This is a genomic window from Vogesella sp. LIG4 (assembly GCF_900090205.1).
GTDB lineage: Bacteria > Pseudomonadota > Gammaproteobacteria > Burkholderiales > Chromobacteriaceae > Vogesella.
Genome location: NZ_LT607802.1, coordinates 2146573 through 2170393, shown reverse-complemented (window position 1 = coordinate 2170393; position 23821 = coordinate 2146573). Strand labels below are relative to the sequence as shown.

The following is a 23821-nucleotide window of genomic DNA, read 5'->3' as shown; positions in this document are numbered from 1 at the left end:
ACGGCTTTCGGCTGGGGCGGTATTGTGCACCATGCAAGGCCCGGCAAGCTACTCTGCGCTGGCATTACACCCGATGCAGGGCATCATCGTGCTGCCGCAGCCATTGCTCGGCCAGTACGCGGTTGTCGCACTGCCAGGGGTGGAAGCCGGGGCGCCAGTAGGCCAGGCCGTGGCGCAGCAGGCTCCAGCCAAAGCCGTCGCGGCCCCATACCAGCTGCAGCGTGCGCCGCGCGGTGGCCCAGCGCTGGCCGCGCGCCAGCGCACCGTCCTCGCGCAGCATCTGCCAGTACTGGCGGCTGAACATCAGGCTGAAGTTGAAAGTCACCAGCAGGAACAGCAGCACCCGGCGCCAGTAGCCGCCGCCGGCATGGCGGTACAGGTCGAAGCACACGGCCTTGTGCTCGGTCTCTTCCACCGCATGCCAGCCCCACAGCAGCGCCAGCCGCGGCTCGGCCTCGCTTAGCACCTGCGGGTGGCGCAGCAGGAAATCCCCCAGCGCCGCGGTGTAGTGCTCGTAGGCGCAGACGATGGCCAGCCGCGACAGCGGCGCCATGCGGTTGGAGGTGGCAATCAGCCAGGCCACGCGCGCGGCCACTACGTCGCTGAAGCCCAGCTGCAGCAGGTTGTCGTTGTACAGCTGGTGCTGGCGGGCATGTACCGACTCCTGCGCCACGAAAGCCCGCAGCTCGGCGTGCTGCGCCGGTGGCAGCGCCGGCACGGCGGCGGCCACTTCGCGCGCCACAGCGACGAAGAAGCGCTCTCCTTCCGGAAACAGCCAGGACAGGGCGTTGAAGACATGGCTGGCGGCAGCATCGTTTCCGTTCCAGCGCGCGGCGAAGCCGGCGGCCAGATTGCTGTTCGGCACACGGGCTTGAATGGCGAGCATCAGAAAATTCCTAAGTCATATATTTCAGCTTACGTGTTCTGCCACCCCGGCTCAAGCCCCCGTTCAATGCAAAACGCCCGCCGCGCAAGGCGCGGACGGGCGTTGTCAGACCGTGCGGCCAACGTTGGCCGCAAGCACGGATCAGACGGCGCTGAGCGGAATCTTGCCGATCTTCACGCGCCACTCGGCCGGGCCGGTGTTGTGCACGGAGGTACCGTTGGAATCCACGGCCACGGTAACCGGCATGTCCTTCACCTCGAACTCGTAGATGGCTTCCATGCCCAGGTCGGCAAAGCCCACCACCTTGGAGGCCTTGATCGCCTTGGACACCAGATAGGCGGAGCCGCCCACTGCCATCAGGTACACGGCCTTGTTGTCGCGGATCGCCTCGATGGCGGTCGGGCCGCGCTCGGCCTTGCCGATCATGCCCAGCAGGCCGGTCTGCTCCAGCATCTGGCGGGTGAACTTGTCCATGCGGGTGGCGGTGGTAGGGCCGGCCGGGCCAACCACTTCGTCACGCACCGGGTCAACCGGGCCCACGTAGTAGATGAAGCGGTTGGTGAAGTCCACCGGCAGCTTCTCGCCCTTGTTCAGCATGTCCACCATGCGCTTGTGCGCAGCATCGCGGCCGGTGAGGATCTTGCCGTTGAGCAGCAGTACATCGCCCGGCTGCCAGCTGGCCACTTCTTCCGGAGTGATGGCGTCCAGGTTGACGCGCTTGCCGTTGGAGCTGTCGTAGGTGATTTCCGGCCAGTCTTCCAGCTTCGGCGCTTCCAGCTTGGCCGGGCCGTTGCCGTCCAGGTGGAAGTGCACGTGGCGGGTAGCGGCACAGTTGGGGATCATCGCTACCGGCAGGCTGGCGGCGTGGGTCGGGTAATCCAGGATCTTCACGTCCAGCACGGTGGTGAGGCCGCCCAGGCCCTGGGCGCCGATGCCCAGCGCGTTCACTTTCTCGAAGATTTCCAGGCGCAGCGCTTCCACGCGCGACAGTTCGGCGCCGCTGGCGGCCTTGGCCTTCAGCTCGTGGATGTCCACGTGGTCCATCAGCGATTCCTTGGCCAGCAGCATGGCCTTCTCCGGAGTACCGCCAATGCCGATGCCCAGGATGCCCGGCGGACACCAGCCAGCGCCCATGGTCGGCACGGTCTTGATGACCCAGTCGACGATGCTGTCGGACGGGTTCAGCGCGTAGAACTTGGACTTGTTCTCCGAGCCGCCGCCCTTGGCGGCACAGATCACTTCCACCTGGTCGCCTTCCACGATCTCGAAGTGCACCACCGCCGGGGTGTTGTCCTTGGAGTTCTGGCGCTTGCCGGCCGGATCCAGCAGCACGGAGGCGCGCAGCTTGTTGTCCGGGTTCAGGTAGGCACGGCGCACGCCTTCGTTGACCATCTCCTGTACGCTCAGGGTACTGTCCCACTGCACCTTCATGCCCACTTTCAGGAACACCACGGCAATGCCGGTATCCTGGCAGATCGGGCGGTGGCCTTCGGCACACATGCGGCTGTTGATCAGGATCTGCGCCATGGCGTCCTTGGCCGCCGGGCTTTCTTCGTGCAGATACGCCTGGTACAGCGCATCGATATAGTCTTTGGGGTGGTAGTAGCTGATGTACTGGAAGGCATCGGCGATGCTCTGGACGAAGTCTTCCTGACGGATGATGGTCATTGTTGCGATCTCCAGCGTGGGGCTGTTTCGGGTTAGCCCGCCCATTTTAGGGAGTTACGCTGCACTGCGCCATCGTTCGGTACCTGCCGCACTACAGCCCCGCCCGGCAAGGCTGCATTTATTGCCATCCCCACCGCGCAAACCGCTCATGCCGCCGGGATGGCCACAGCGGCAAAAGGTTGGCCGCAAGCCTGCTCCCGCTACCCGCCCATGAAAAAGCCCGCCAGGTGGCGGGCGCTTGCGGTGGCAACGGGCAGGGTCAGGCTTTCTTCACGAACTCCGACTTCAGGCCCATGGCGCCGATGCCGTCGATCTTGCAATCGATATCGTGGTCGCCATCCACCAGGCGGATGTTCTTCACCTTGGTGCCCACCTTCACCACCAGCGACGAGCCTTTCACCTTCAGATCCTTGATCACGGTAACGCTGTCGCCATCCTGCAGGATGTTGCCATTGGCGTCGCGCACCACGCGCGCGGTTTCCACCTCCTCGGCGGCCTGCTGCGGCCATTCGTGCGCGCACTCCGGGCATACGTAGTTGCTGCCGTCCTCGTAGGTGAATTCGGAATGGCACTGCGGGCAATTAGGCAATTGACTCATGGGATAACCTTGCTGAAATAAAGACCGGCCGGCACGGCCACGACCACACCGGCAAAGTGCGTATTATGCGCCCGCGGCACGGGGCGCCGCCAGTCCCCATACTGCTGGCAGGGAATAACCCAGCGCCGTTGCTGCGCACTGGAGCGTGCAAACAGCAAAAGCTGCCCATGCCGACAGCACGCAGCCCATGCTTTAGCCCCCCATCGCACCTGGCTGATGCCGGGTGCACATCGGCGCCAGCCCCCTCACCGCCAGCATGACAAATGCGGCTTTTTGCGTGCACGGTGGCAACGGCTTGCTGCCTCTGTCCGCACTTCTTGTATGCAACTGGCTGCGCACAAGCGGCAGGCCACGGCCGGCGGCTGCCGGCAAGCGGCAAAGCGACATTTCCAGCACAACTATATTTTTAATATTTTTTATTTACCAGTATTTAAATTAAATTCTATTAATCATATTCTGCGTGCAGCATTTGCCGGCATGAAAAACAATCGAATCAGATGCAGGACAGATAATCTTCACGCCACGGCAATAAACGGCAGGCAAAATAATTTTCGTCACAGCCTTATCCATTCATGCAACCCACTGGCATATTCACAACAAATTATTGCGCAAAGCAAAATGCCATACGGGTTAATCATTCAGGAAATTCATTACCAGCCACAGATAAATACTTGCCAAGCCAATAAGCAGTACAGTAAAAATAATCATCGAACTGCTATTCCCCCCCAGGAGCTGCCGTGAAAATCTCCCAGCGCATGATTCTGCTGATTACTGTGGCCATTGCCGGCATGCTGTTACTGACGGTAAACACCTTCATGCAATTGAGCCGCATGAATCAGCAACTGGAAAACATCAGTGATAACGTATTACCCAGCATCAAGATACTGGGTGATGCCGCCAAGGAACTGGTGGAAACCCGCAACTCGGTGCTGACGCACATCATGGCCAACGATGCGGGCAAGAAAACCGAAATCGAGGCGGAGTACAAGGACAACCGCGACTCGCTCAGCAAGGACATCACCCTGTATACACCGCTGATCGTCAACGATCAGGACGGCGCCTACCTGAACAAGCTCAAGAACGGAGCCGAAGAACTCGACAAGCAATACGACAGTATTCTGGCGGCCTCCCATGCCGGGCAGACAGAAGAAGCCACCCGGCTCGCCAACGGGCTGCGCGACAAGTTCAAGGAAGTGCAGCAGGTGGTGGTGCAGCACATTGCCTTCAACGAGCAACTGGCGGAAACCGCCAAGGCAGAAGCCCGCAATGTCAGCAGCAACGCCCGCCTGATCTCCAGCATCATCGCGGCGCTGTCGGTGATTCTGCTGCTGCTGCTGGGCATGCTCAGCTACCGGCAGATCGTGGGCAGCGTCAAGCGTGGGCAAATCAGCATCCAGCAGCTGTCCGATTCGCTGGATTTCACCACCCGCTGCGACGTGCAGGGCCGCGATGAAATCGCCCAGATGCTCACTGCCTTCAACCAGCTGATCGAAAAACTGCAGTCCAGCCTGCGCAGCATGGTCACCGCCTCGCGCGACGTGGCGCAATCCGCCACCGAGCTGGCCAGCTCCGCCCGCCAGGTGGCTGCCGGCTCCAATGCGCAGAGCGAATCCGCCTCCGCCATGGCCGCCGCGCTGGAGCAGATCACCGTCAGCATCAACCACGTGGCCGACCGTACCCAGGAGGCCAACGGCCTGGCGCAGGACACCGGCAGCCGCGCGCAGAATGGCGAAGTGGTGATCACCGGCACCAGCCACTCCATAGAAAGCATCGCCGGTTCGGTGGAGCACGCCGCGGTGGAAATGGGCCAGCTGAGCGAGCGCACCCGCGAGATCGCCGTGGTGGTGAACGTGATCAAGGACGTGGCCGACCAGACCAATCTGCTGGCGCTGAATGCGGCCATCGAGGCGGCGCGCGCCGGCGAGATGGGCCGTGGCTTCGCGGTGGTGGCGGACGAGGTACGCAAGCTGGCGGAACGCACCGCGCAATCCACCCAGGAGATCGCCGCCATCATCGGCGCCATCCAGACGGTGTCGGAAAGCGCCTCCGAACGCATGCAGGGCGTGGTGAGCAATGTGGAAAGCGGCGTGCAGGAGGCCGACAAGGCTCGCGGCGCCATCCGCTCCATTGCCGAGGTGGCCGAACAGAGCCGGCACCTGGTGGGCGAGATCAGCCATGCCATCCGCGAGCAGGGCACGGCGGCCAACAGCATCGCCATGCAGGTGGAAAACGTGGCACAGATGGCGGAGGAAAATTCCGCTTCGGCAGCGCACGTCACCGACCTGGCCAGCCGGCTGCAGGGCCTGTCGCAATCGATGGAGAAAGAGGTTTCCGTGTACCGGGTGTGAACGGCCCCCGGCAGAAAAAAGGCAGCCTTCCGGCTGCCTTTTTTGCGTGCGGGCCGGCAGTAAGCCGGCGCCATGACGAGGCGTGCTAACGCCTCCTCCTCACTGCCGGGCAGTGGCCGCCAGTACCTTGGCGGCAGGCACGCGTTGCAGCCCCCATACGTTGGCCGCAACAATCAGCAGCACGCCCAGCAATTGCCAGCCATCCAGCAGATTGCCATAGGCCAGGTAATCCACCAGCAGGGCCACTACCGGGTAAGCAAATCCCAGCAGGCCGATCCAGTGGGTGGGCAGCTGGCGAAACGCGGCATACATGATGATGTACATCAGCGTGGTGTGCACCAGCCCCAGCGCCAGCAGATAGCCCCACTGCCCGCCGGCCTGCGCCAGGCTGGCAGTATTCAGCATCGGCCACAGCAGCAGCACGCCGGTCAGGGTCTGCACACAGGCGATATGCGTCGGCATCAGTGTCTTCGGCAGCTGCTTGCTGATCAGCGTCACCACCGCATACAGAATGGCGGCCCCCAGCGCCAGCACTATCCCGAACAGGGTGGCATGCCCGCCCTGCCCCGGCTGCACGATCAGCAGCATGCCGGCAAATGCCACCCCCACCGCGCCCAGCTTGCGCGGGCTAAGCGACTCGCCCAGCAGCAGGCGGCCCAGCAGCAGCAGCCAGAACGGCTGGGTGTGATACACCACGGTGGCAATGCCGATGGAGCTGTAGTGGTAGGCGTTGAACAGCAGCAGCCAGTTGGCCACCAGCGCCAACCCGCCGGCCACGCACCAGGCCAGGCTGCGTGCGGTGAACGGCCAGCTGCGCCACTGCCCGCGCCACCAGGCATACAGCCCCAGGCCCAGCGAGCCCAGCAGGCAGCGCACGAATACCACGTTCCACACCGGCTGGCCGGACTGCAGCACGAACCACCCTATGGTGCCGGACAGCGCCATGGCGGCCAGCATTTGCAGCACACCGCTGCGTAGTTGTTGTTGCGACATGATTTCTCCTCCCTGTCGGCTAGTGTGCAACAGCATAAAGGCGAAATGGCACTGGCCGAATGGACTTTGCAAGGTAAAACAGCACTGCTACCTTGCATTTGTCGCCCAAAGCATGGAGTTGCCTTCAATGAAAGACTGGATCGATGTGCAGCTGGCCGGCCTGCTGGGCCAGAACGCCCGCCAGAGCCTGGCCGAGCTGGCGCGGCAGCTGAAGATGTCCGGCCCCAGCGTGTCGGAACGGCTGAAGCGGCTGGAGGAGCAAGGGGCGATTCGCGGCTACACCCCGGAACTGGACTGGCAGCAATGGGGTTACAGCCTGCAGGCCATGGTGCGGTTGCGACCGCTGCCGGGCCAGCTCAAGGCACTGGAAGCGCGCATCGTCGCCACACCGCAGATCACCGAGTGCGACAAGGTAACCGGCGAGGACTGCTACATCGCGCGCCTGCTGCTGCGCGATATCGGCCAGCTGGACGCGATTCTGGACGATTTCGCCGAGCTGGCCACCAGCACCACCAGCATCGTGAAAGCCAGCCCGGTACTGCGCCGGCTGCCGCCGCTGCAGCCCTGAAAAAAAAACGGCCAGACGGGGAGACGTCTGGCCACAAGTGCAGAAGCAAGGGAGAGAAACTGTCAGGCGGTGTACTGGCGCTTGGGCTTGCCGCTACGCTGGGCGTTTTCCCAGCCCCCCACCTCGCCCACCGGCACATTCGCCGCTTCCAGCGGCGCAACACCACGCACCAGGTCGGCGGCACGCTCGGCCAACATGATGGTAGGCGCGTTGAGGTTGCCGTTCGGCTCGGACGGGAACACCGAGGAATCGATCACCCGCAGGCCGGCAATGCCGCGTACCCGCAGCTCGGAATCCACCACCGCCATGTCGTCCTCGCCCATGCGGCAGGAACCGCACGGGTGCATGGTGCTTTCCATATTGGCGCGCACGAAGGTGTCGATTTCGTCGTCGGTCTGCACCTCCGGCCCCGGCGCCAGCTCCACGCCGCGGTAGCGGTCCATCGCCGGCTGCGCCAGGATCTCGCGCGTCAGGCGCACGCAGCGGCGGAAGCCTTCGCGGTCCTCCTCGCTCTCCAGGTAGTTGAAGCGGATTTCCGGATGCTCGAACGGGTCGGCGGAGCGGGCACGCACATAGCCGCGGCTCTTGGGCTTGTTGGGGCCGGTCAGCACCATGAAGCCATGGCCCTTGAACGGCTTGTCGCCGTCGTAGCGCATCGCCGCCGGCAGGAAGTGGAACTGGATGTCCGGCCAGCGCAGGCCCTTGTCGGAACGGATGAAACCGCCGGCCTCGAAGTGGTTGCTGGCGCCCAGGCCATCCTTGAACAGCAACCAGCGCAGGCCGATCATCGCCTTGCCCCACAGGCTCATCTTGCCGTTGAGGGTAATCGGCTCCTTGCAGGCGTACTGGATGTAGATCTCGCTGTGGTCCTGCAGGTTTTCACCCACGCCCGGCAGGTCATGCTTGACCTCGATGCCGGCCTTGCGCAGCACGGCGGCCGGGCCGATGCCCGAGCGCTGCAGCAGGTGCGGCGAGCCGATCGGGCCGGACGACACCAGCACCTCGCGGCGGCAGCGCACGCTACGCTTCACCCCGCCCTGTTCGTATTCCACGCCCACCGCACGCTTGCCTTCCAGCAGGATGCGACGGGTCATGGCGTGGGTGACCACGGTCAGGTTCGGCCGCTGCATGGCCGGGCGCAAGTAGGCGTTGGCGGTAGACCAGCGCACGCCGTCCTTCACCGTCATGTGCATGGCGCCAAAACCTTCCTGCATATAGCCGTTGCAGTCGTCGGTCTTGATGTAGCCAGCCTCGGCACCGGCCTCGATCCAGGCACCGTACAGCGGGTTGGCCATATTGTTGCCGTTGTTGGTGGCCAGCGGGCCACTGCTGCCACGGTAGTCGTCACCACCGAACTTGAAGGTCTCGGCACGCTTGAAGTACGGCAGGCAGTTGCGGTAGCCCCAGTTCTTGGCGCCCAGCGATTCCCACTCGTCGAAGTCGTAGGCGTGGCCGCGGATGTACACCAGGCCGTTGATCGATGAGGAGCCGCCCAGCACCTTGCCACGCGGGCAGTGCAGGCGACGGTTGTTCAGGTGCGGTTCCTGCTCGGTTTCGAAGTGCCAGTTGAAGCGCTTGGTGTTCATCGGGATGGAGAACGCGCTCGGCATCTGGATGATCACGCTCTTGTCGCTGCCGCCGTACTCCAGCACCAGCACGCTGACGTTCGGGTCTTCGGTCAGGCGGTTGGCCAGCACACAGCCGGCGGAACCCGCCCCCACGATGATGTAGTCGAAAGTTTGTTCCATGATGCGTCTCGATTCGTCTTGCCAGCGGCCAGGGCGTGTCAGCCCCAGGCTGCCGGCACAGTACTTCGTTTAAGGTCTACCGGACCCGGCAGCGCCGGGTCGCAGCTGCCAGGGCATTGCCCCGGCAGCACGTTCTGGGCTTACCAGCCCTCGCCAGTGGTGTATTGCGGGGAAGTCTTCTCGATGTGCTTGATCAGCTTCTCTTCCTTTTCCAGGTCCAGCGACAGGCACAGCACGTAGTAGGCAACGCCGGATACGATCAGCCCCACCAGCCAGGCCATGTCCACACTGCCGATCATCTTGGCCAGCGGGCCGACGAACACTTCGTCCGGGCCGTTGAAGATGGCGAAGAACGGGATCATCGCCAGGAAGCCGATCAGGTAGGCCAGCAGGCCGCGGCCGCCCCAGTGGCCGTAGATGTTGTCGTGCGGCAGGAAGAAATGCGGGATGGCGTAGCGGCCCTTGCGCACGAAGAAGTAGTCGGTGAGGTTCACCGCGGTCCACGGCACCAGGAAGTACAGCATCACCACCAAGTAGATGTTCAGTACCGACAGGCCGGCGCTGGAGGTGTAGATGCCCATGGCCACGCCCAGCTGCAGGAACACCACGAACAGGATGGCCCAGACACGGACACTGGCGGTCGGCGTTACCTTCTTGAAGGAATCGACACCGGTAATGGCGGTGAGCTTGGCGCTGTAGATGTTCATGGCGATCACCGGCAGGAAGGCCAGGATGGTCACCGCCACCACCACGGTACCCAGCTGCGGCGCGAAGCTGGCGCCCACTGCATTCAGCGCCACCAGCACGTCGGTGGCATGCAGGTGCTCGCCCAGCCAGCCGCCTACCGCGATCATCCAGGCGCCGGACAGCGAGGCGCCCAGGAATACGGCGGCGATCAGCTTGCCGCTGGGGGTGTTCTTCGGCAGGTAGCGCGAGTAGTCGGAAACATAGGGTGCGTAGGCAATGTTGTAGCTGGCGCCGGCGGCGAACTGCGCTACGAAGCCTACCCAGTTGAAGCCCAGCGGCGCAGCGGCTGGCGCATTGGCCGCGGCAGCGGCTGCCGGGGCGTCATGCACCCAGCCCATCATCACCGCCAGCGTCACGATGCCGTACAGCGGCAGCGACAGGAACAGCGACCATTTGAAGGTCTTGTGCATCCAGTCATGGCCGAGAATCGCCAGGATGGCCGCCGGCAGGGTCACCGCCAGCGCCACCTGCATCGGCCCCCACTGGAACAGCGTGTGCAGCCCCTGCATCATCAGCACCAGGTTGACGATATTGAAGCCGGCGAACACGAACAGCGTGGCCAGCAGCACCAGCACCACGCCGCGGTAGCCGAACTGCGCCCGCGACTGGATCATCTGCGGCAGGCCCAGGTGCGGGCCCTGCGAGCCGTGGAAGGCCATGAACAGCGTGCCGAACATGATGCCCAGCGTGCCGGCGATGGTGGTCCACAGCGAACTCAGGCCGACGCTGGGGCCGACGAAGCCGATGGTCATGGTGAAGAAGGTGAAGTTGCCGACGAACCAGAACGGGCCCTGGGTGGACAGTTTGTCGGTGCGTTCGTGATCCGGCACGAAGTCGATGGAGTGGCCTTCGATTTCCAGCGCGCCCTTGGTAGGCGCCTGCTGCTGATGTTGCGCGTTCGATTTCATGATATCTCCTCGCATTTCTCTCGGCGTGTGCCGACTATGGCCCGCTCTGTGGCAGGCACCGGTGCGCTGTGACGGCATCCGCCCGGATGGCACGTCACAGGCTGTTGGCTGCTGCTGACCGGCCCCGGCGCTGGCCTTGCGGCCAACCTTGCCGGGCAGTCACTGCCACCTGCAGGCAAAGAGGGGGCAACACCTGCTTGACGTGGCAGGCACTTCCCTCCCCTGGCGCCGGCCGGCTGGGCTCGCCGGCAGCAACAGCCCCAAGCGCTTACGGCAGGGTGATCCACACCGCCTTGGTAGCCATCAGGTGCTCCAGCTGTTCGGCACCGAGATCCTTGCCGAAACCGGAACCCTTGAAGCCGCCGAACGGCAGGGCCGGGTCGATGGTGCCGTGGGCATTCACATACACCATACCGGCTTCGATGCGCGGGATGATGCTGTGCACCAGGCTCAGGTCATTGGAGTAGATGGCGGCAGCCAGGCCGTACTCGCTGTCGTTGGCCATGGCGATGGCATCGTCCAGCTCGTCGAACGGCAGGGTCACCAGCACCGGGCCGAAGATTTCCTCACGCACCACGCGCATGTCCTGATGGCAGTTGGCGAAGATGGTCGGCTCGACGAAAAAGCCCTTGCCCGGCACGGCCTTGCCGCCGCATACCAGCTCGGCGCCTTCCGCGATGCCGCTGGCGATGTAGGACATCACGCTGTCCTTCTGCTGGGCGGATACCAGCGGGCTGATATAGCAGTCCGGGTCCAGGCCCGGGGCGATCCGGAACTCGCGGGTGACCGCTACCAGTTCGTCCAGGAATTCGCGGTACACACTGCGCGCCACGTAGACGCGGGTACCGGCGTCGCACACCTGGCCGGCGTTGAAGAACACGCCGTTGGCCACCGCGGCGGCGGCGGCTTGCAGGTCGGCATCGGCCAGCACGATCACCGGCGACTTGCCGCCCAGTTCCAGGGTGACATGCTTGAGCTGATCTACCGCAGCAGCGCCGACCTTGCGGCCAACCGGGGTGGAGCCGGTGAAGGTGAGCTTGTCGATGCCCGGGTGGCTGGTCATGGCGGCGCCGATCACGCTGCCACGGCCGGTAACGATGTTGACCACGCCGTCGGGAATGCCCGCCTCCTGCACCAGCTCGGCAAAACGTAGCGTGGACAGCGAGGTAAGCTCGGCCGGCTTGATCACCATGGTACAGCCCACGGCCAGTGCGGCCGCCAGCTTCCACACCATGGTCTGCAGCGGGAAGTTCCACGGCACGATGGCAGCCACCACGCCCAGCGGCTCCTTGCGGGTGTAGGCCAGGTAATTGCCCGGCAGCGACGACGGCTCCACGGTACGGCCATGCAGCTTGCTGGCCCAGCCGGCAAAGTAGCGGATGGTGTCCACCGAACCCTGCACGTCGATGTCGCGGGCAAAGGCGACTGATTTGCCCATGTCGATGGCCTCCAGCTCGGCCAGCTCGGTGCCGTGCTGTTCCATCAGGTCGGCCAGGCGCTGCAGCAGGCGCTCGCGTGCCAGCGGCTTGAGCTGGCGCCATTCACCGCCGTCGAACTGCGCGCGGGCGGCAGCCACGGCGCGGTCCAGGTCGGCCACGGTGCCGGACGGTACGCTGGTAAGCAGGCCTTCGGTGGACGGCTCGGTTACGTTGAAGCGGGCGCCATCGCTGGCATCCAGCCACTGGCCGCCGATGAACATTTTCTGCTGCTTGGCCAGGAAATGGCGGGTGGCGTCGGAAATGCCGTATTTATCCAGATACTGCTGTACTGCTTGATCCATGATGGTCTCCTCTTTGGATGCCGCCCCGTCTATAAGCTGGCGCTACGCGGGGCTGGCACGACAGTTGTTGTTCAGCCGCGGCGAGCCTCGGCGCGAGCGTGGAAGATGAAGCCGATGCTGTTCATCAGCAGCTGCGCCGCCAGGATGGAGGTCACGCCGGTCGGGTCGTAGGCCGGGGCCACTTCCACCAGGTCCATGCCGACAACGCGGCCCTGGCAGCGCTTGGCCAGGCCCTGGATGATTTCCAGCACTTCGTAGTACTGAAAGCCGCCATGGCTGGGGGTGCCGGTGCCCGGCGCGATGGACGGGTCGAAGCCGTCGATATCGATGGTGATGTAGTAGTTGGCCGCTTCCGGAATCTGCGCCAGCACACCCTCGGCGCCCAGCTCGCGCACATGGCGCACCGACAGCACGGTGGAGCCGGCTTCACGGGCGGCGGCGTAGTCGTCGCGGTTGGAGGAGGACACGTTGCGGATGCCCAGCTGGGTCATGCCGACGATGTGGTCCATCTCGGAAGCGCGGCGCAGCGGGTTGCCGTGGCCGTAGCGCACACCGTGACGCTCGTCGACGAAATCGAGGTGGGCATCGATGTGCAGGATGTGGATCGGGCCCTTGCCTTCGAAGGCCTTGATCACCGGTGCGTGAATCGAGTGATCGCCACCCAGTACCACCGGCATGGCGCCGGAAGCCAGGATCTTGCGCACTGCCAGCTCGATGTTGGCGTTACTGCTGGCCATGTCGGTGTGCACGATGTCGGCGTCGCCCACATCCACCATGCGCACGTCTTCCCGGGTGAGGTACATCACGTCGTCTTCGAAGTCGTAGGCGCCGGAGTGACCGAAGGAGAACAGGGTGGATGCCTCGCGGATGCCGCGCGGGCCGAAGCGGGCGCCGGAGCGCCACTGGGTGCCCATGTCATTGGGCGCACCCAGGATCGCCACGTCGGCGTCGATGTTTTCCCAGTCCAGGCAGACCGGGGATTTGGCAAAGGTGCAGTGGCCGACGAACGGCAGATTCAGGCGACCTTCTTCGTAACTGTTTTTCGACATTTGTCTCTCTCCGCAAGTGTTTTGCCAACCAGGCCGGGGCTTGCCGGCGGCCTGTGTTTCCATGACTATGCGCAGAGTTTTGCGTCGAAAAAATAATAAAGATCAGATACTCACATCGGTATTGCCGAAGTAAAGCCGCCGCGGAAAACACCGCCCGGAAAGCGGCAGCCGGCAGGCCGCACCAGCCGTGACAGCAGCAGGCACTGCCTGCCATAACGCACCACTAGAACGTGCGGCCAACGTATAAGGGAGATAGAAATGAAACAACTGCAAGACGTTGATTTGAAACTGTTGCGGGTGTTCATGACCATCGTGAAATGCGGCGGTTTTTCCGCCGCGCAGGCCACGCTGAACATGAGCCAGTCCAGCATCAGCGAACAGATGACCAACCTGGAAACCCGCCTTGGCGTCACCCTGTGCGAGCGTGGCCGCGGCGGCTTTCGCCTCACCGAACACGGCAGCGCCACCTTTGAAGCCACCCAGCGCCTGTTGATGGCGGTGGACAACTTCTGCACCGACACCAGCGCGCTCAAGCAGCACATCTCCGGCAAGCTGTACCTGGGCATCATCGACAACACCATCAGCGATGCCGACTCGCCGCTGGCGCGCACGCTGCGCCAGTTCGTGGCCCGCGGCCACGACGTGCATCTGGATGTCTACATCGGCATGCCGGCCGAGCTGGAAGAACGGGTGCTGGATGGCCGCCTGCACATCGCTATCGGCCACTTTCCGCTGCGGGTGGCCGGGCTGGAATACAGCCAGCTGTACGAAGAACCCGACGGCCTGTTCTGCAGCCGCTACCACCCGCTGTTTGCGGCCAACGATAACGCCCCGGAGCTGTTCGAGCGCATCTCCGCCAGCCATATCGTGGCGCGCGGCTACCTGCAGCAACGCGACCTGCAGCAGCTGCAGGCACACAAGGCGGCGGCCACGGTGGACAATGTGGAAGCGCAGGCCATGCTGATCCTGTCCGGCGCCTATATCGGCTTTCTGCCGCTGCACTATGCCGCGCGCTGGGTGGAAAGCGGCGACCTGCGCCAGATCGCCCCGGCGCGCTTTCATTCCGACTGGCCGTTCAACGCCATCACCCGCCGCGGCGTGCCGCAACCCACCGTACTGCGCGCCTTTCTTGCCGACCTGCTGCCGGCGGTAAACTGAAATCACCTGCTGCCGGGCAGTTCCATTCATCGGGCATTGGCGCTACAGTGAAACCAGTAACAATTAATTAGAAATAGGCGGCTCGTGCCACGGCCGAACCGCCACTACCCGATCCTTGCCCACCAGCCCGCCGCATGATGATTTCGCCCTCCCACTACCAGTTGCCCGACAGCCTGTTCGTGCAGAACCGGCTGCAGCAGCTTGGTGACTGGCATTACGCGCTGACCGACAAATTCCGCCAACGCCTGTACCGCCCCCACCAGGGGCTGCAACTGCCGGTGCTGCCAGCGCCGCAGCCCGATGCGCTGCAGGAAATACAGGCCTTGGCGCAGCACTTCCGCCAGCTGCAATATCTGGCCCCACCCATGCTGCAGGCGGAAGACCTGTCCGCCCTGCTGACCAGGCTGGACAAACTGGCGGCGCGAACCACCGATGGCGCCGTGGCCGCCATGATGCTGTGCCCCTGGCAGGACTACACCGCGCAGCATGGCATCAACACCACGCTGCTGGCCTGCCTGCTGGGTCGCGCCTTGCAATTGCCGACCGAGCAGCAGAGCTGCCTGACCCTGGCCGCACTATGCATGAACCTGGGCTCCGCCGGGCTGCACAACGAACTGGCACAGCAGGAAGGCTCGCTATCCACCACCCAGCGCAAGCAGCTGGATATCCACCCGCTGGTCAGCTCTGCCCTGCTGCGTGAACTGGGTTTCGACAGCCCGCTGCTGCACCAGGCGGTGCTGGGCCAGCACGAATGCCCGGACGGCAGCGGCTACCCCTTCCACCTGGGCAAGGAGCAGATTTCACCACTGGCCCAGCTGCTGCGCCTGATCGACATCTCCAGCGCCAAACTGATGCCGCGCAGCTACCGCCAGGCAGTGCCTGCCCAGCGGGCGCTGGCGCAGCTGTACACCCAGGCGGACGAACAATTCGACCCGGTGCACACCGCGCAGCTGGTCAAGATACTCGGCGTCTACCCCACGGGCAGCTTCGTGCGACTGGCCAGCGGCGAAACCGCCATCGTGGTGGCGCAGGGCGAGCAGCTGAACCGCCCGCAGCTGGCCCCGCTGCGCGACCTCGACCAGCGCCAGGAAATCGACAGCAACGAAATAGGCGCCCAGCTGACCGTGCAGGTGGAGGAGCGCCATTTGCAGAAACTGCGGGGGCTGTGGCCGCTGGTTTGATGCAAACCCAGCCCCCTGGCGTACCACCAGACCGCAATGCGCTGGTGGCAACTTCCTGGAAGCAATGCCAAAAGAGAAACATTTGGCATTGCCCAGTATTCAGCAATCGTCGTATTTACAATATTTACTTATAGATAAAATATAACATCTTCATGCCAGCTCGGTTGCATGATGAAAGCATCCATCAAACCATCCCATCGCCCCACAGCCAACAATCAAGCCTGGCAAGGCTGCTCTTCAAGCACGTGTGTCATTGCATGATGAAGTAATGATGCTGTTTTGATACATAGCTGAAAAATCTTGCAACTTCCCCCATGCAGCAAACGCTCAATTTCTTTACAATTGTCAACTGCTTACCAATAATTGCAATTGCATAGCCAGGTTGAATTTTGTTTGGAATATTGCGAATAGCGCAGCTTTCACACCACCCGGTTACTGCTCTGTGCACAGACATCCTGAATCCAGCGGGCGGTTACCCATAATGCACAAGACACAGCAAGGCTTTACCCTGATTGAACTGGTGGTAGTCATGGTCGTGGCAGCCATCCTGGCCACGATTGCCATCCCTGCTTATAGCCAGTACATCCAGAAAAGCCGCCGCATCGACGCCAAGAATGCGTTGACTGCGGTGCAACTGGCGCAGGAAAAATACCGCGGCAACAACACCGCCTACAGCAGCTCGCAAGCTTCCTTGGGCCTGACTTCTTCGTCGCCACAGGGCTACTACACCATCAGCATCACCACTGCCACCAGCAGCACCTACGCTGCCCTGGCAGTGATCAACGCCTCATCCGCCCAGGCCAAGGACAGCTGCAACAACCTGACCATCAACCAGGATGGTTTTCCATCCAGCAATGACAGTTGCTGGGGCCTGCAATGACGCGGGTAAAGGGCTTCACCTTGTTTGAAGCCATGGTGGTGATGTTGATCATCGCCATTTTCGCGGCCTTCACCCTGCCCAACTTCGCCACCTCGATCAAGCGCAGCAAGGTACGCAAGAATGCCGACCTGGTGGCACAGACCATGCGCTATGCCAAGGAAAGCGCGCTGAACAGCAATACCACCATTTATGTATCGGTACAGGGCCAGAACCTGTGCATGAGCAAGGTATCGGCGACGGGTTGCGAGCTGCGCAGCGACCCGCTGACCACCGATGTCAGTGCCAGCATGAAAGACACCTCCGGAGCCACTCCCAGCAGCATCACCTCATTCAATATCAATGGTGTTTATGGCTCTCCATCTCCCAAAGATGTGACCTTCACCTTGAACAACGGTAGCGTCAGCCAGAGTATCAATATGAATCTGATCGGCATTGTTACGATTGGCCAAATATCATGAAGCGACATGCTGGCTTTAATCTTATCGAGCTCATGGTCGCTCTGACCATCGGCATGATCGTGATTCTCGGTGCCGAGAAAATATATTTCACCACGCTTTCGGCCAACGTCTCAGGAGCCAAAATGCAGCGTTTCGAGCAAACGCTGCAAATCCTGTCCAATGAAATGGTTACCGAAATACGCCGCGCCGGCTACGCCAACCCCAGCGTGACACTCACGGCACAAAGTAATGGCAAATACTACTACCCTCAAACCAGCTGCATTACCTTTTCCCACTCTACTCCTGCTGCCGGCGGAGTTTCCGCAGTCAACGAAGTATTTTACGGTTATCAATTAGCCAGCAACACCATTTACTACTGGAACAACAACAGCAATGGCAATTGCAGCACCACTACCAGCTGGAAAGCCATTACCGACCCGACTCAGATAAAAGTTACTGCACTGACGTTTACTGCAAGCGGTACCTCGCTGGTAAACATCAATATCCAGGCCGATGCCGTAAACATGACGACCCCAAGCGGGGGCACAGTGAGCCGCAATATGAGCAGCTATGTGCGGGTACGGAACTGATGGGAATAAGCATGAAACAACAGCAAGGTTTTACGACCCTTATTGTGTCGCTGATCATGGTGCTCCTGGTTACCCTGAACGTGATCATCGGCTCCAAGAGCGCCAACCTGGAAATAAAGTCGGCGAACAATATCTATCGCACCGAAGCTGCCTTTGAAAATGCGGAACAGGGTGTGCGAACCATGCTGTCAACACTTTCCGCCTCATTGGCAGCCAATCCCAGCACCAAGTTGACCAATACCACGCTGACCAGCAACAGCAAATACACATCTTACTTCTGCAACGCCGTAGACAGTAATTGTGCTGAGACCGACACCCTGAAGTTCCCTTACGTAAAAAGCGTAGGAGTGGACCCAAGCGGCGCCACCCGCACTGTCAGCCAGCGGCTTACTTACAACTATACGCCCGCCACTCCCCCACTCATCAGCACACCAATAACCGATGCATTGACTGCACTCGGTAATATTTCCATCGGTGGCAATGCCAATATTGATTCGGCGAAATCCGGTGGCAGTATTTCCACTTCAGGCAGTGGTTCTGTAGGCACCCAGGATAGTTCCGACTTTTACCAGAAGAATATTGTAAATGGTGTATCGACTTATCTGCAGGCTGCTAATGGGTCAAAAATCAAATGGACGTCCGATGAGTTTTTCATGAATTATTTTGGTGGCTTGTGCCCCACCACTGTTACTGGCTACAAAGCGCTTCAGGCTCTGACTACTGTTACCTCGGTTGCCCTTGCCCAGCAAGCGGCCCTGTGCAAGCCGGAAGTGCTGACGACCATTCAAAGTCGCAGTGATGGCTATGTTTGCGGCAGCGGATGCAATAATGCGGATCTTAGCGCCCAGTATACTGCCGGCAAACGTATCATGTGGCTGACCCAGGGGGGGATGAAGATCAACTCCAATGTAACGCTTGGCAGTGTCAGCGACCCGGTGCTGATTTTTGTGATGAATGGCGGCTCAGTGCAAATCAACGGCACCTCCAAGATATATGGCGTGGTGTATGTCGATGTTCCTGACGTTTCATACACGGTAACCAATGTTAGTGGTACCACTACCTGCAACTGTACCGGCACCAGTTATATTACGGCCACATCAGGCAACGGCAACAATAAAACGTTTACTTGGAGTAGTGTGTCCTTTGCCCCGACCACAACAACCCAATGGTGTACGGTACAGGCCTGCCTGAACGCCAGCAGCAAATGCACCCCATCCTATACCACGACCAACCAGTCCAAGGTAAATGACACCTCTACTTGTAATTACAACATCAGTGTCGATGTCGGCGATCAGATTACCAACCCGCAAACCCAGGTAGTTATTGAAGTGCTGGGCACCTGGGACAATAGTGGCGGTGGCAATGCGCTAATCGAGGGTGCAGCCATTACCTCGGGCAACTATTCGACTACCGGCGGTATCAACATCGTCAAGGATACCGGCGCGGTAAACAAATTCCAGTTGGGCACCCCCGGTACCAATACCCTGACCACCAGCACCAGCGGCTGGTCCGACATGAACTAGGGAGCCGCCATGCGCAGACAACAAACCGGTTTGAGCCTGATCGAATCCCTGATTTCATTGGTCATTCTGAGCGTGGGGCTATTGGGAGTGACCAAGCTGCAGTTGAGCCTGAACAAGGCCACGCAGGTATCCAGGGAGCGGGTGGAAGCCATGGCCCTGGCCCGCAACCAGATCGAGCAGATGCGCGACACCGGCAGCTGTAGCGCCGGCTCCGTTGGTCCGACCACTCCTTACCAGGGCTCAACATCCTATACGCTGAATATTGCCTGTACGACAGCTACCCTGCCGGTAGTCACCGTCACCTGGGTGGATTCCACCGGCAGCAGTAACAATGCAGTCATACAGACCAATCTATAGCCCGCCAGCCAGGCCGGCCGGCCCGAGATGAATAATACCCGCACAAAACCGTGGCCCGGCTGATAACCGGGCCACAGTTCATGGCGCAAATACCAAACCTGGTTGCGCAAATCTGGTTTTGAAGCGTTCTACCACCCTGTTCAGCTTGCCAGACAGCTGATGCATATTGCCGATGACCTAGCCGGCACGTGTTATTTCCATTACTTCCTGCTGTAAGCGAAAACCCGGTAGCGGCATCACGGAGCTCCTGGGTCTTGTCGATGTCCAGTACCCTGCTGTGCAAATTCCGGAGAGATATTCTGCACATCATTTAGCCGTGCATTGCGTTACCGCCTTCATACTGGCCCGCCCTCTTTCACCGCCTCCCCTTGCGGCCAACCCTTACACACTGTCCTGCGTATCCGCCAGCGTCTGCAGAAACTTCTCCAGCACCAAGTTGGGTCGCCGCCCCTTGCGCGTGGCTACCGTCAGCGGCACCTGGTAGTGCAGCTCGGCCGGGCGGATGGCGCGTAGCTTGCCCTGCGCCACCCAGCTGGCGGCGAAGTGGTCCGGCAGGTAGCCGATGTAGCGCCCGGTAAGGATCAGGAAGGCGATGCCTTCGCGGTCGCTGGCAGTGGCGCTGCCGTTAAGCATCTGGTGGCTCTGCTGCGCCTCCGGCGGCAGGCGAAAGCCCGGCAACACGGCCGGAGCGGCGGCGATGTCGGCATCGCTGATATCGGCATCGGCACGCCAGAACAAGGGGTGGCCCTGGCTGCAGTACAGCAGCGAATGCTCGTCGTACAGCGGGATGTAGTCCAGCCCGGCCAGCGGGCTGACCAGCGGCACCACGCCCACGTGCAGCTGGCCGTCCAGCACCCCCAGCTCGATATCGCTGGGCGTCATCATGCCGATATTGATGCGTACCCCCGGCCCCTGCTCGCTCAGCGCACTCAGCGCCTGGGTGATGCGCATGCGCGACTGGGTCACCAGGCTGTTGACGATGCCGATGTTCAGTTCGCCGCGCAGCTGCTGGTGCAGCTGGTTCACCTGGCTGCGGAACGCCTCGATGGCCGCCAGCATGGTCTGGCTGGCGTGCAGCACCTCGCGCCCCTCGTCGGTGAGCGCAAAACCGGCGCGGCCGCGCTGGCACAAGCGGATGCCGAGGCGCTTTTCCAGATCGCCCATGTGCAGGCTGATCGCCGATCGGCTGATGCCCAGCACACTTTCCGCCGCCGAGAAACCACCGCACTCCGCCACGGTCTTGAACAGGCGCAGCAGGCGGATATCGAAGTCGCTGACCTGGCTCAGGGATGCCTTCTTGCTCATGTTTAACAAATACTCAACTTAACGTGAGAAAGATGTGATTTAACTCACCTACAGTTCTATTGCAAGCTAGCACCATCAACACAGCGCTCACAGGGGCCACGTCATGAACAACAGCAACGACCAATTTGCCGTCAGCGATCTGAATCTCGATGCACAGTGGATGCCGTTCTCGGCCAACCGCGCGTTCAAGCGTGATCCGCGCATCATCGTGGGTGCCGACGGCAACTACTTCATTGATGACAAGGGTCGTCGCATCTTCGACAGCCTGTCCGGCCTGTGGACCTGCGGCGCCGGCCACAACCGCCCGGAAATCCAGGAAGCGGTGGCACGCCAGCTCGGCACCCTGGACTACGCCCCTGGCTTCCAGTACGGCCACCCGCTGGCCTTCCGCCTGGCCGACAAGATTGCCGGCGTGATGCCGGACGGCCTGAACCATGTGCTGTTCACCGGCTCCGGCTCCGAATGTGCCGATACCGCGGTGAAGATGGCCAAGGCCTACTGGCGCCTGAAGGGCCAGCCGAGCAAGACCCGCTTCATCGGCCGCGCCCGCGGCTACCACGGCGTGAACATCGCCGGCACCGCACTGGGCGGCATCGGCGGCAACCGCAAGATGTACGGCCAGCTGATGGATGCCGACCACCTGCCGCACACCCTGCAGCCGGGCATGGCCTTCACCAAGGGCATGGCCGAGACCGGCGGCGTGGAGCTGGCCAACGAGCTGCTGAAGCTGATCGAGCTGCACGACGCCTCCAACATCGCCGCGGTGATCGTGGAGCCGATGTCCGGTTCCGCCGGCGTGATCGTGCCGCCGCAGGGCTACCTGCAGCGCCTGCGCGAGATCTGCAGCCAGCACGGCATCCTGCTGATTTTCGATGAGGTGATCACCGCCTTCGGCCGCATGGGCAAGTGGACCGGCGCCGAGTACTTCGGCGTCACTCCGGACATCATCAACACCGCCAAGCAGGTAACCAACGGCGCGATTCCGCTGGGCGCGGTGGTGGCCTCCAGCGAGATCTACAACACCTTCATGCAGCAGGGCACGCCCGAGCACATGATCGAATTCACCCACGGCTACACCTACTCCGGCCACCCGGTAGCCTGCGCCGCCGGCCTGGCCACCCTGGAGCTGCTGCAGCGCGACCAGCTGATCGAGCAGTCCGCCGCGCTGGCGCCGGTATTCGAAGAAAAGCTGCACGGTCTCAAGGGTGCCCGCCACGTGCTGGACATCCGCAACTGCGGGCTGGCCGGCGCCATACAGTTGGCCGCACGCGATGGCGACGCCGCCATCCGCCCGTACGAGGCCGGCATCAAGCTGTGGCAGGCCGGTTTCTACGTACGCTTCGGCGGCGACACGCTGCAGTTCGGGCCGACCTTCAACACCACCGCGCAGCAGCTGGATACGCTGTTTAACGCCGTGGGCGATGTGCTGAACCAGACTGCCTAAATAACACGTGCCACCTACCCAAGCGTATGCGGCCAACCTGATTACCAGATAAAGAGAGCACCACACATGACTACCGTAAACCACCTGATCAACGGCGAACTCACCGCTGGCGGCAGCCGCCACGCCCCGGTATTCAACCCGTCCACCGGCGACACCATCGGCCAGGTTGCCCTGGCTGACGTAGCCACCGTGCAGCAGGCCGTTGCGGCCGCCAAGGCCGCCTTCCCGGCTTGGCGCAACACCCCGCCGGCCAAGCGCGCGCAGGTGATGTTCCGCTTCAAGCAGCTGCTGGAGCAGAACAAGGAACGCATCGTCCAGCTCATCAGCCAGGAACACGGCAAGACCATCGAGGATGCCGCCGGCGAGCTGCAGCGCGGTATCGAGAACGTGGAATACGCCTGCGGCGCACCGGAAATCCTCAAGGGCGAATACAACCGCAACGTCGGCCCCAATATCGATGCCTGGAGCGACTTCCAGCCGCTGGGCGTGGTGGCCGGCATCACCCCGTTCAACTTCCCGGCCATGGTGCCGCTGTGGATGTACCCGCTGGCCATCGCCTGCGGCAACTGCTTCATCCTCAAGCCGTCCGAGCGCGACCCCAGCTCCACCCTGCTGATCGCCCAGCTGCTGCATGAGGCCGGCCTGCCCAAGGGCGTGCTGAACGTGGTGCACGGCGACAAGGAAGCGGTGGATGCGCTGATCGAGGCGCCGGAAGTGAAGGCGCTGAGCTTTGTCGGCTCCACCCCGATTGCCGAGTACATCTATGCCGAAGGTACCAAGCGCGGCAAGCGCGTGCAGGCACTGGGCGGCGCCAAGAACCACGCCGTGCTGATGCCGGATGCCGACCTGGACAACGCGGTGAACGCGCTGATGGGCGCCGCCTACGGCTCCTGCGGCGAGCGCTGCATGGCCATTTCGGTAGCGGTGTGCGTGGGTGACCAGGTGGCCGATGCGCTGATCGCCAAGCTGGAACCGCAAATCAAGGCGCTGAAGATCGGCGCCGGCACCAGCTGCGGCCTGGACATGGGCCCGCTGGTTACCGCCGCCGCCCGCGACAAGGTGGTGGGCTACATCGACGACGGCGTGGCCGCCGGTGCCAGCCTGGTGGTGGATGGCCGCGGCTACCGCGTCGCCGGCCACGACAATGGCTACTTCGTGGGCGGCACCCTGTTCGACCGCGTTACCCCGGACATGCGCATCTACAAGGAAGAGATCTTCGGCCCGGTGCTGTGCGTGGTACGCGTGAACAGCCTGGAAGACGCCATCGCGCTGATCAACGCCCACGAATACGGCAACGGCACCTGCATCTTCACCCGCGACGGTGAGTCCGCGCGCCTGTTCGCCGACGAGATCGAAGTGGGCATGGTGGGCATCAACGTGCCGCTGCCGGTACCGGTGGCCTACCACAGCTTTGGCGGCTGGAAGCGTTCGCTGTTCGGCGACCTGCATGCCTACGGCCCGGACGGCGTGCGCTTCTACACCCGCCGCAAGGCCATCACCCAACGTTGGCCGCAACGCGCCAGCCACGAGGCGTCGCAATTCGCCTTCCCCAGCCTGTAACACGGGCCACGGCAGCCACCGCCCGGTGGCTGCCGGCACACCGCCATGCCACGCCACAGCGGCCAGCACAGCATCACGCGCGGGAGCAGCCAC

At 62.2% G+C, this 23821-nt stretch carries 21 protein-coding genes; 12 read left to right on the top strand and 9 right to left on the bottom strand.

All coding sequences use genetic code 11. The features are described 5' to 3' along the window. Window positions 1-64: 64 nt before the first annotated feature. The 3 genes from PSELUDRAFT_RS10165 to PSELUDRAFT_RS10155 form a co-directional block, all read right to left on the bottom strand. Window positions 65-886, bottom strand: coding sequence for a metal-dependent hydrolase (locus PSELUDRAFT_RS10165; RefSeq protein WP_088966740.1), 822 nt, complete (start codon window positions 884-886; stop codon window positions 65-67). A 141-nt stretch (window positions 887-1027) separates the two neighbouring features. Further along, complete coding sequence (locus PSELUDRAFT_RS10160; protein ID WP_088966739.1) at window positions 1028-2554, bottom strand: fumarate hydratase; 1527 nt, start codon at window positions 2552-2554, stop codon at window positions 1028-1030. A gap of 259 nt (window positions 2555-2813) precedes the next feature. Continuing rightward, a complete protein-coding gene (locus PSELUDRAFT_RS10155) occupies window positions 2814-3152 on the bottom strand; it encodes a zinc ribbon domain-containing protein YjdM (RefSeq protein WP_088966738.1) in 339 nt (112 codons plus the stop codon). Window positions 3153-3473: 321 nt separating this feature from the next. On the opposite strand from PSELUDRAFT_RS10155, the gene PSELUDRAFT_RS19355 reads away from it, so the two are divergent. Further along, a complete protein-coding gene (locus tag PSELUDRAFT_RS19355; RefSeq protein ID WP_157725083.1) occupies window positions 3474-3893 on the top strand; it encodes a hypothetical protein in 420 nt (139 codons plus the stop codon). Next, window positions 3890-5500: a methyl-accepting chemotaxis protein gene (locus PSELUDRAFT_RS10150; RefSeq protein ID WP_157725082.1), complete on the top strand. Its 1611-nt coding sequence runs from the start codon at window positions 3890-3892 to the stop codon at window positions 5498-5500. The genes PSELUDRAFT_RS19355 and PSELUDRAFT_RS10150 overlap by 4 nt, the downstream gene beginning before the upstream one ends. Before the next feature lie 99 nt (window positions 5501-5599). Here the strand turns inward: PSELUDRAFT_RS10150 and PSELUDRAFT_RS10145 are convergent, their stop codons facing one another. Continuing rightward, window positions 5600-6493 (bottom strand): DMT family transporter, encoded by an 894-nt coding sequence (locus PSELUDRAFT_RS10145; protein WP_088966736.1) that lies wholly within the window; start codon window positions 6491-6493, stop codon window positions 5600-5602. Window positions 6494-6620: 127 nt separating this feature from the next. Between PSELUDRAFT_RS10145 and PSELUDRAFT_RS10140 the strand changes: the two genes are divergently transcribed. Next, entirely contained in the window at window positions 6621-7061 is a 441-nt protein-coding gene (locus PSELUDRAFT_RS10140) for an Lrp/AsnC family transcriptional regulator (protein WP_088966735.1), read from the top strand. A gap of 62 nt (window positions 7062-7123) precedes the next feature. Here PSELUDRAFT_RS10140 and betA read toward each other — a convergent pair whose 3' ends face one another. From betA to speB, 4 genes are all read right to left on the bottom strand, one after another. Next, window positions 7124-8809 carry a choline dehydrogenase gene (gene betA, locus PSELUDRAFT_RS10135; RefSeq protein ID WP_088966734.1) on the bottom strand — a complete coding sequence of 562 codons (1686 nt, stop codon included), beginning with the start codon at window positions 8807-8809 and terminating at the stop codon, window positions 7124-7126. Window positions 8810-8949: 140 nt separating this feature from the next. Then, window positions 8950-10464 carry a cytosine permease gene (locus tag PSELUDRAFT_RS10130; protein ID WP_088966733.1) on the bottom strand — a complete coding sequence of 505 codons (1515 nt, stop codon included), beginning with the start codon at window positions 10462-10464 and terminating at the stop codon, window positions 8950-8952. Window positions 10465-10732: 268 nt separating this feature from the next. Further along, window positions 10733-12244, bottom strand: coding sequence for an aldehyde dehydrogenase (locus PSELUDRAFT_RS10125; RefSeq protein ID WP_088966732.1), 1512 nt, complete (start codon window positions 12242-12244; stop codon window positions 10733-10735). Window positions 12245-12315: 71 nt separating this feature from the next. Beyond that, entirely contained in the window at window positions 12316-13293 is a 978-nt protein-coding gene (gene speB, locus PSELUDRAFT_RS10120) for an agmatinase (RefSeq protein WP_088966731.1), read from the bottom strand. 258 nt (window positions 13294-13551) lie between these two features. On the opposite strand from speB, the gene PSELUDRAFT_RS10115 reads away from it, so the two are divergent. From PSELUDRAFT_RS10115 to pilV, 7 genes are all read left to right on the top strand, one after another. Continuing rightward, window positions 13552-14451 (top strand): LysR family transcriptional regulator, encoded by a 900-nt coding sequence (locus PSELUDRAFT_RS10115; RefSeq protein ID WP_088966730.1) that lies wholly within the window; start codon window positions 13552-13554, stop codon window positions 14449-14451. A gap of 134 nt (window positions 14452-14585) precedes the next feature. Then, entirely contained in the window at window positions 14586-15632 is a 1047-nt protein-coding gene (locus tag PSELUDRAFT_RS10110; protein WP_088966729.1) for an HD-GYP domain-containing protein, read from the top strand. A gap of 481 nt (window positions 15633-16113) precedes the next feature. Continuing rightward, entirely contained in the window at window positions 16114-16512 is a 399-nt protein-coding gene (locus PSELUDRAFT_RS10105; protein WP_088966728.1) for a type IV pilin protein, read from the top strand. After that, entirely contained in the window at window positions 16509-16970 is a 462-nt protein-coding gene (locus tag PSELUDRAFT_RS10100; protein ID WP_088966727.1) for a Tfp pilus assembly protein FimT/FimU, read from the top strand. Before PSELUDRAFT_RS10105 ends, PSELUDRAFT_RS10100 begins: the two co-directional genes overlap by 4 nt. Further along, window positions 16967-17539, top strand: a complete 573-nt coding sequence (locus PSELUDRAFT_RS10095; protein WP_088966726.1) for a PilW family protein — start codon at window positions 16967-16969, stop codon at window positions 17537-17539. The genes PSELUDRAFT_RS10100 and PSELUDRAFT_RS10095 overlap by 4 nt, the downstream gene beginning before the upstream one ends. Before the next feature lie 11 nt (window positions 17540-17550). Continuing rightward, window positions 17551-19062, top strand: coding sequence for a hypothetical protein (locus tag PSELUDRAFT_RS10090; RefSeq protein ID WP_157725081.1), 1512 nt, complete (start codon window positions 17551-17553; stop codon window positions 19060-19062). Between the two features lie 9 nt (window positions 19063-19071). Beyond that, a complete protein-coding gene (gene pilV / locus PSELUDRAFT_RS10085; RefSeq protein WP_088966724.1) occupies window positions 19072-19419 on the top strand; it encodes a type IV pilus modification protein PilV in 348 nt (115 codons plus the stop codon). 381 nt (window positions 19420-19800) lie between these two features. Here pilV and PSELUDRAFT_RS10080 read toward each other — a convergent pair whose 3' ends face one another. Further along, complete coding sequence (locus tag PSELUDRAFT_RS10080; protein ID WP_088966723.1) at window positions 19801-20724, bottom strand: LysR family transcriptional regulator; 924 nt, start codon at window positions 20722-20724, stop codon at window positions 19801-19803. Between the two features lie 103 nt (window positions 20725-20827). On the opposite strand from PSELUDRAFT_RS10080, the gene PSELUDRAFT_RS10075 reads away from it, so the two are divergent. Then, the gene (locus PSELUDRAFT_RS10075; RefSeq protein WP_088966722.1) at window positions 20828-22168 is read left to right on the top strand and encodes an aspartate aminotransferase family protein; all 1341 of its coding nucleotides are present in this window, start codon (window positions 20828-20830) and stop codon (window positions 22166-22168) included. Between the two features lie 66 nt (window positions 22169-22234). Further along, on the top strand, window positions 22235-23728 hold the full coding sequence (locus PSELUDRAFT_RS10070) for a CoA-acylating methylmalonate-semialdehyde dehydrogenase (RefSeq protein WP_088966721.1): 1494 nt from the start codon (window positions 22235-22237) through the stop codon (window positions 23726-23728). Window positions 23729-23821 lie beyond the last annotated feature (93 nt).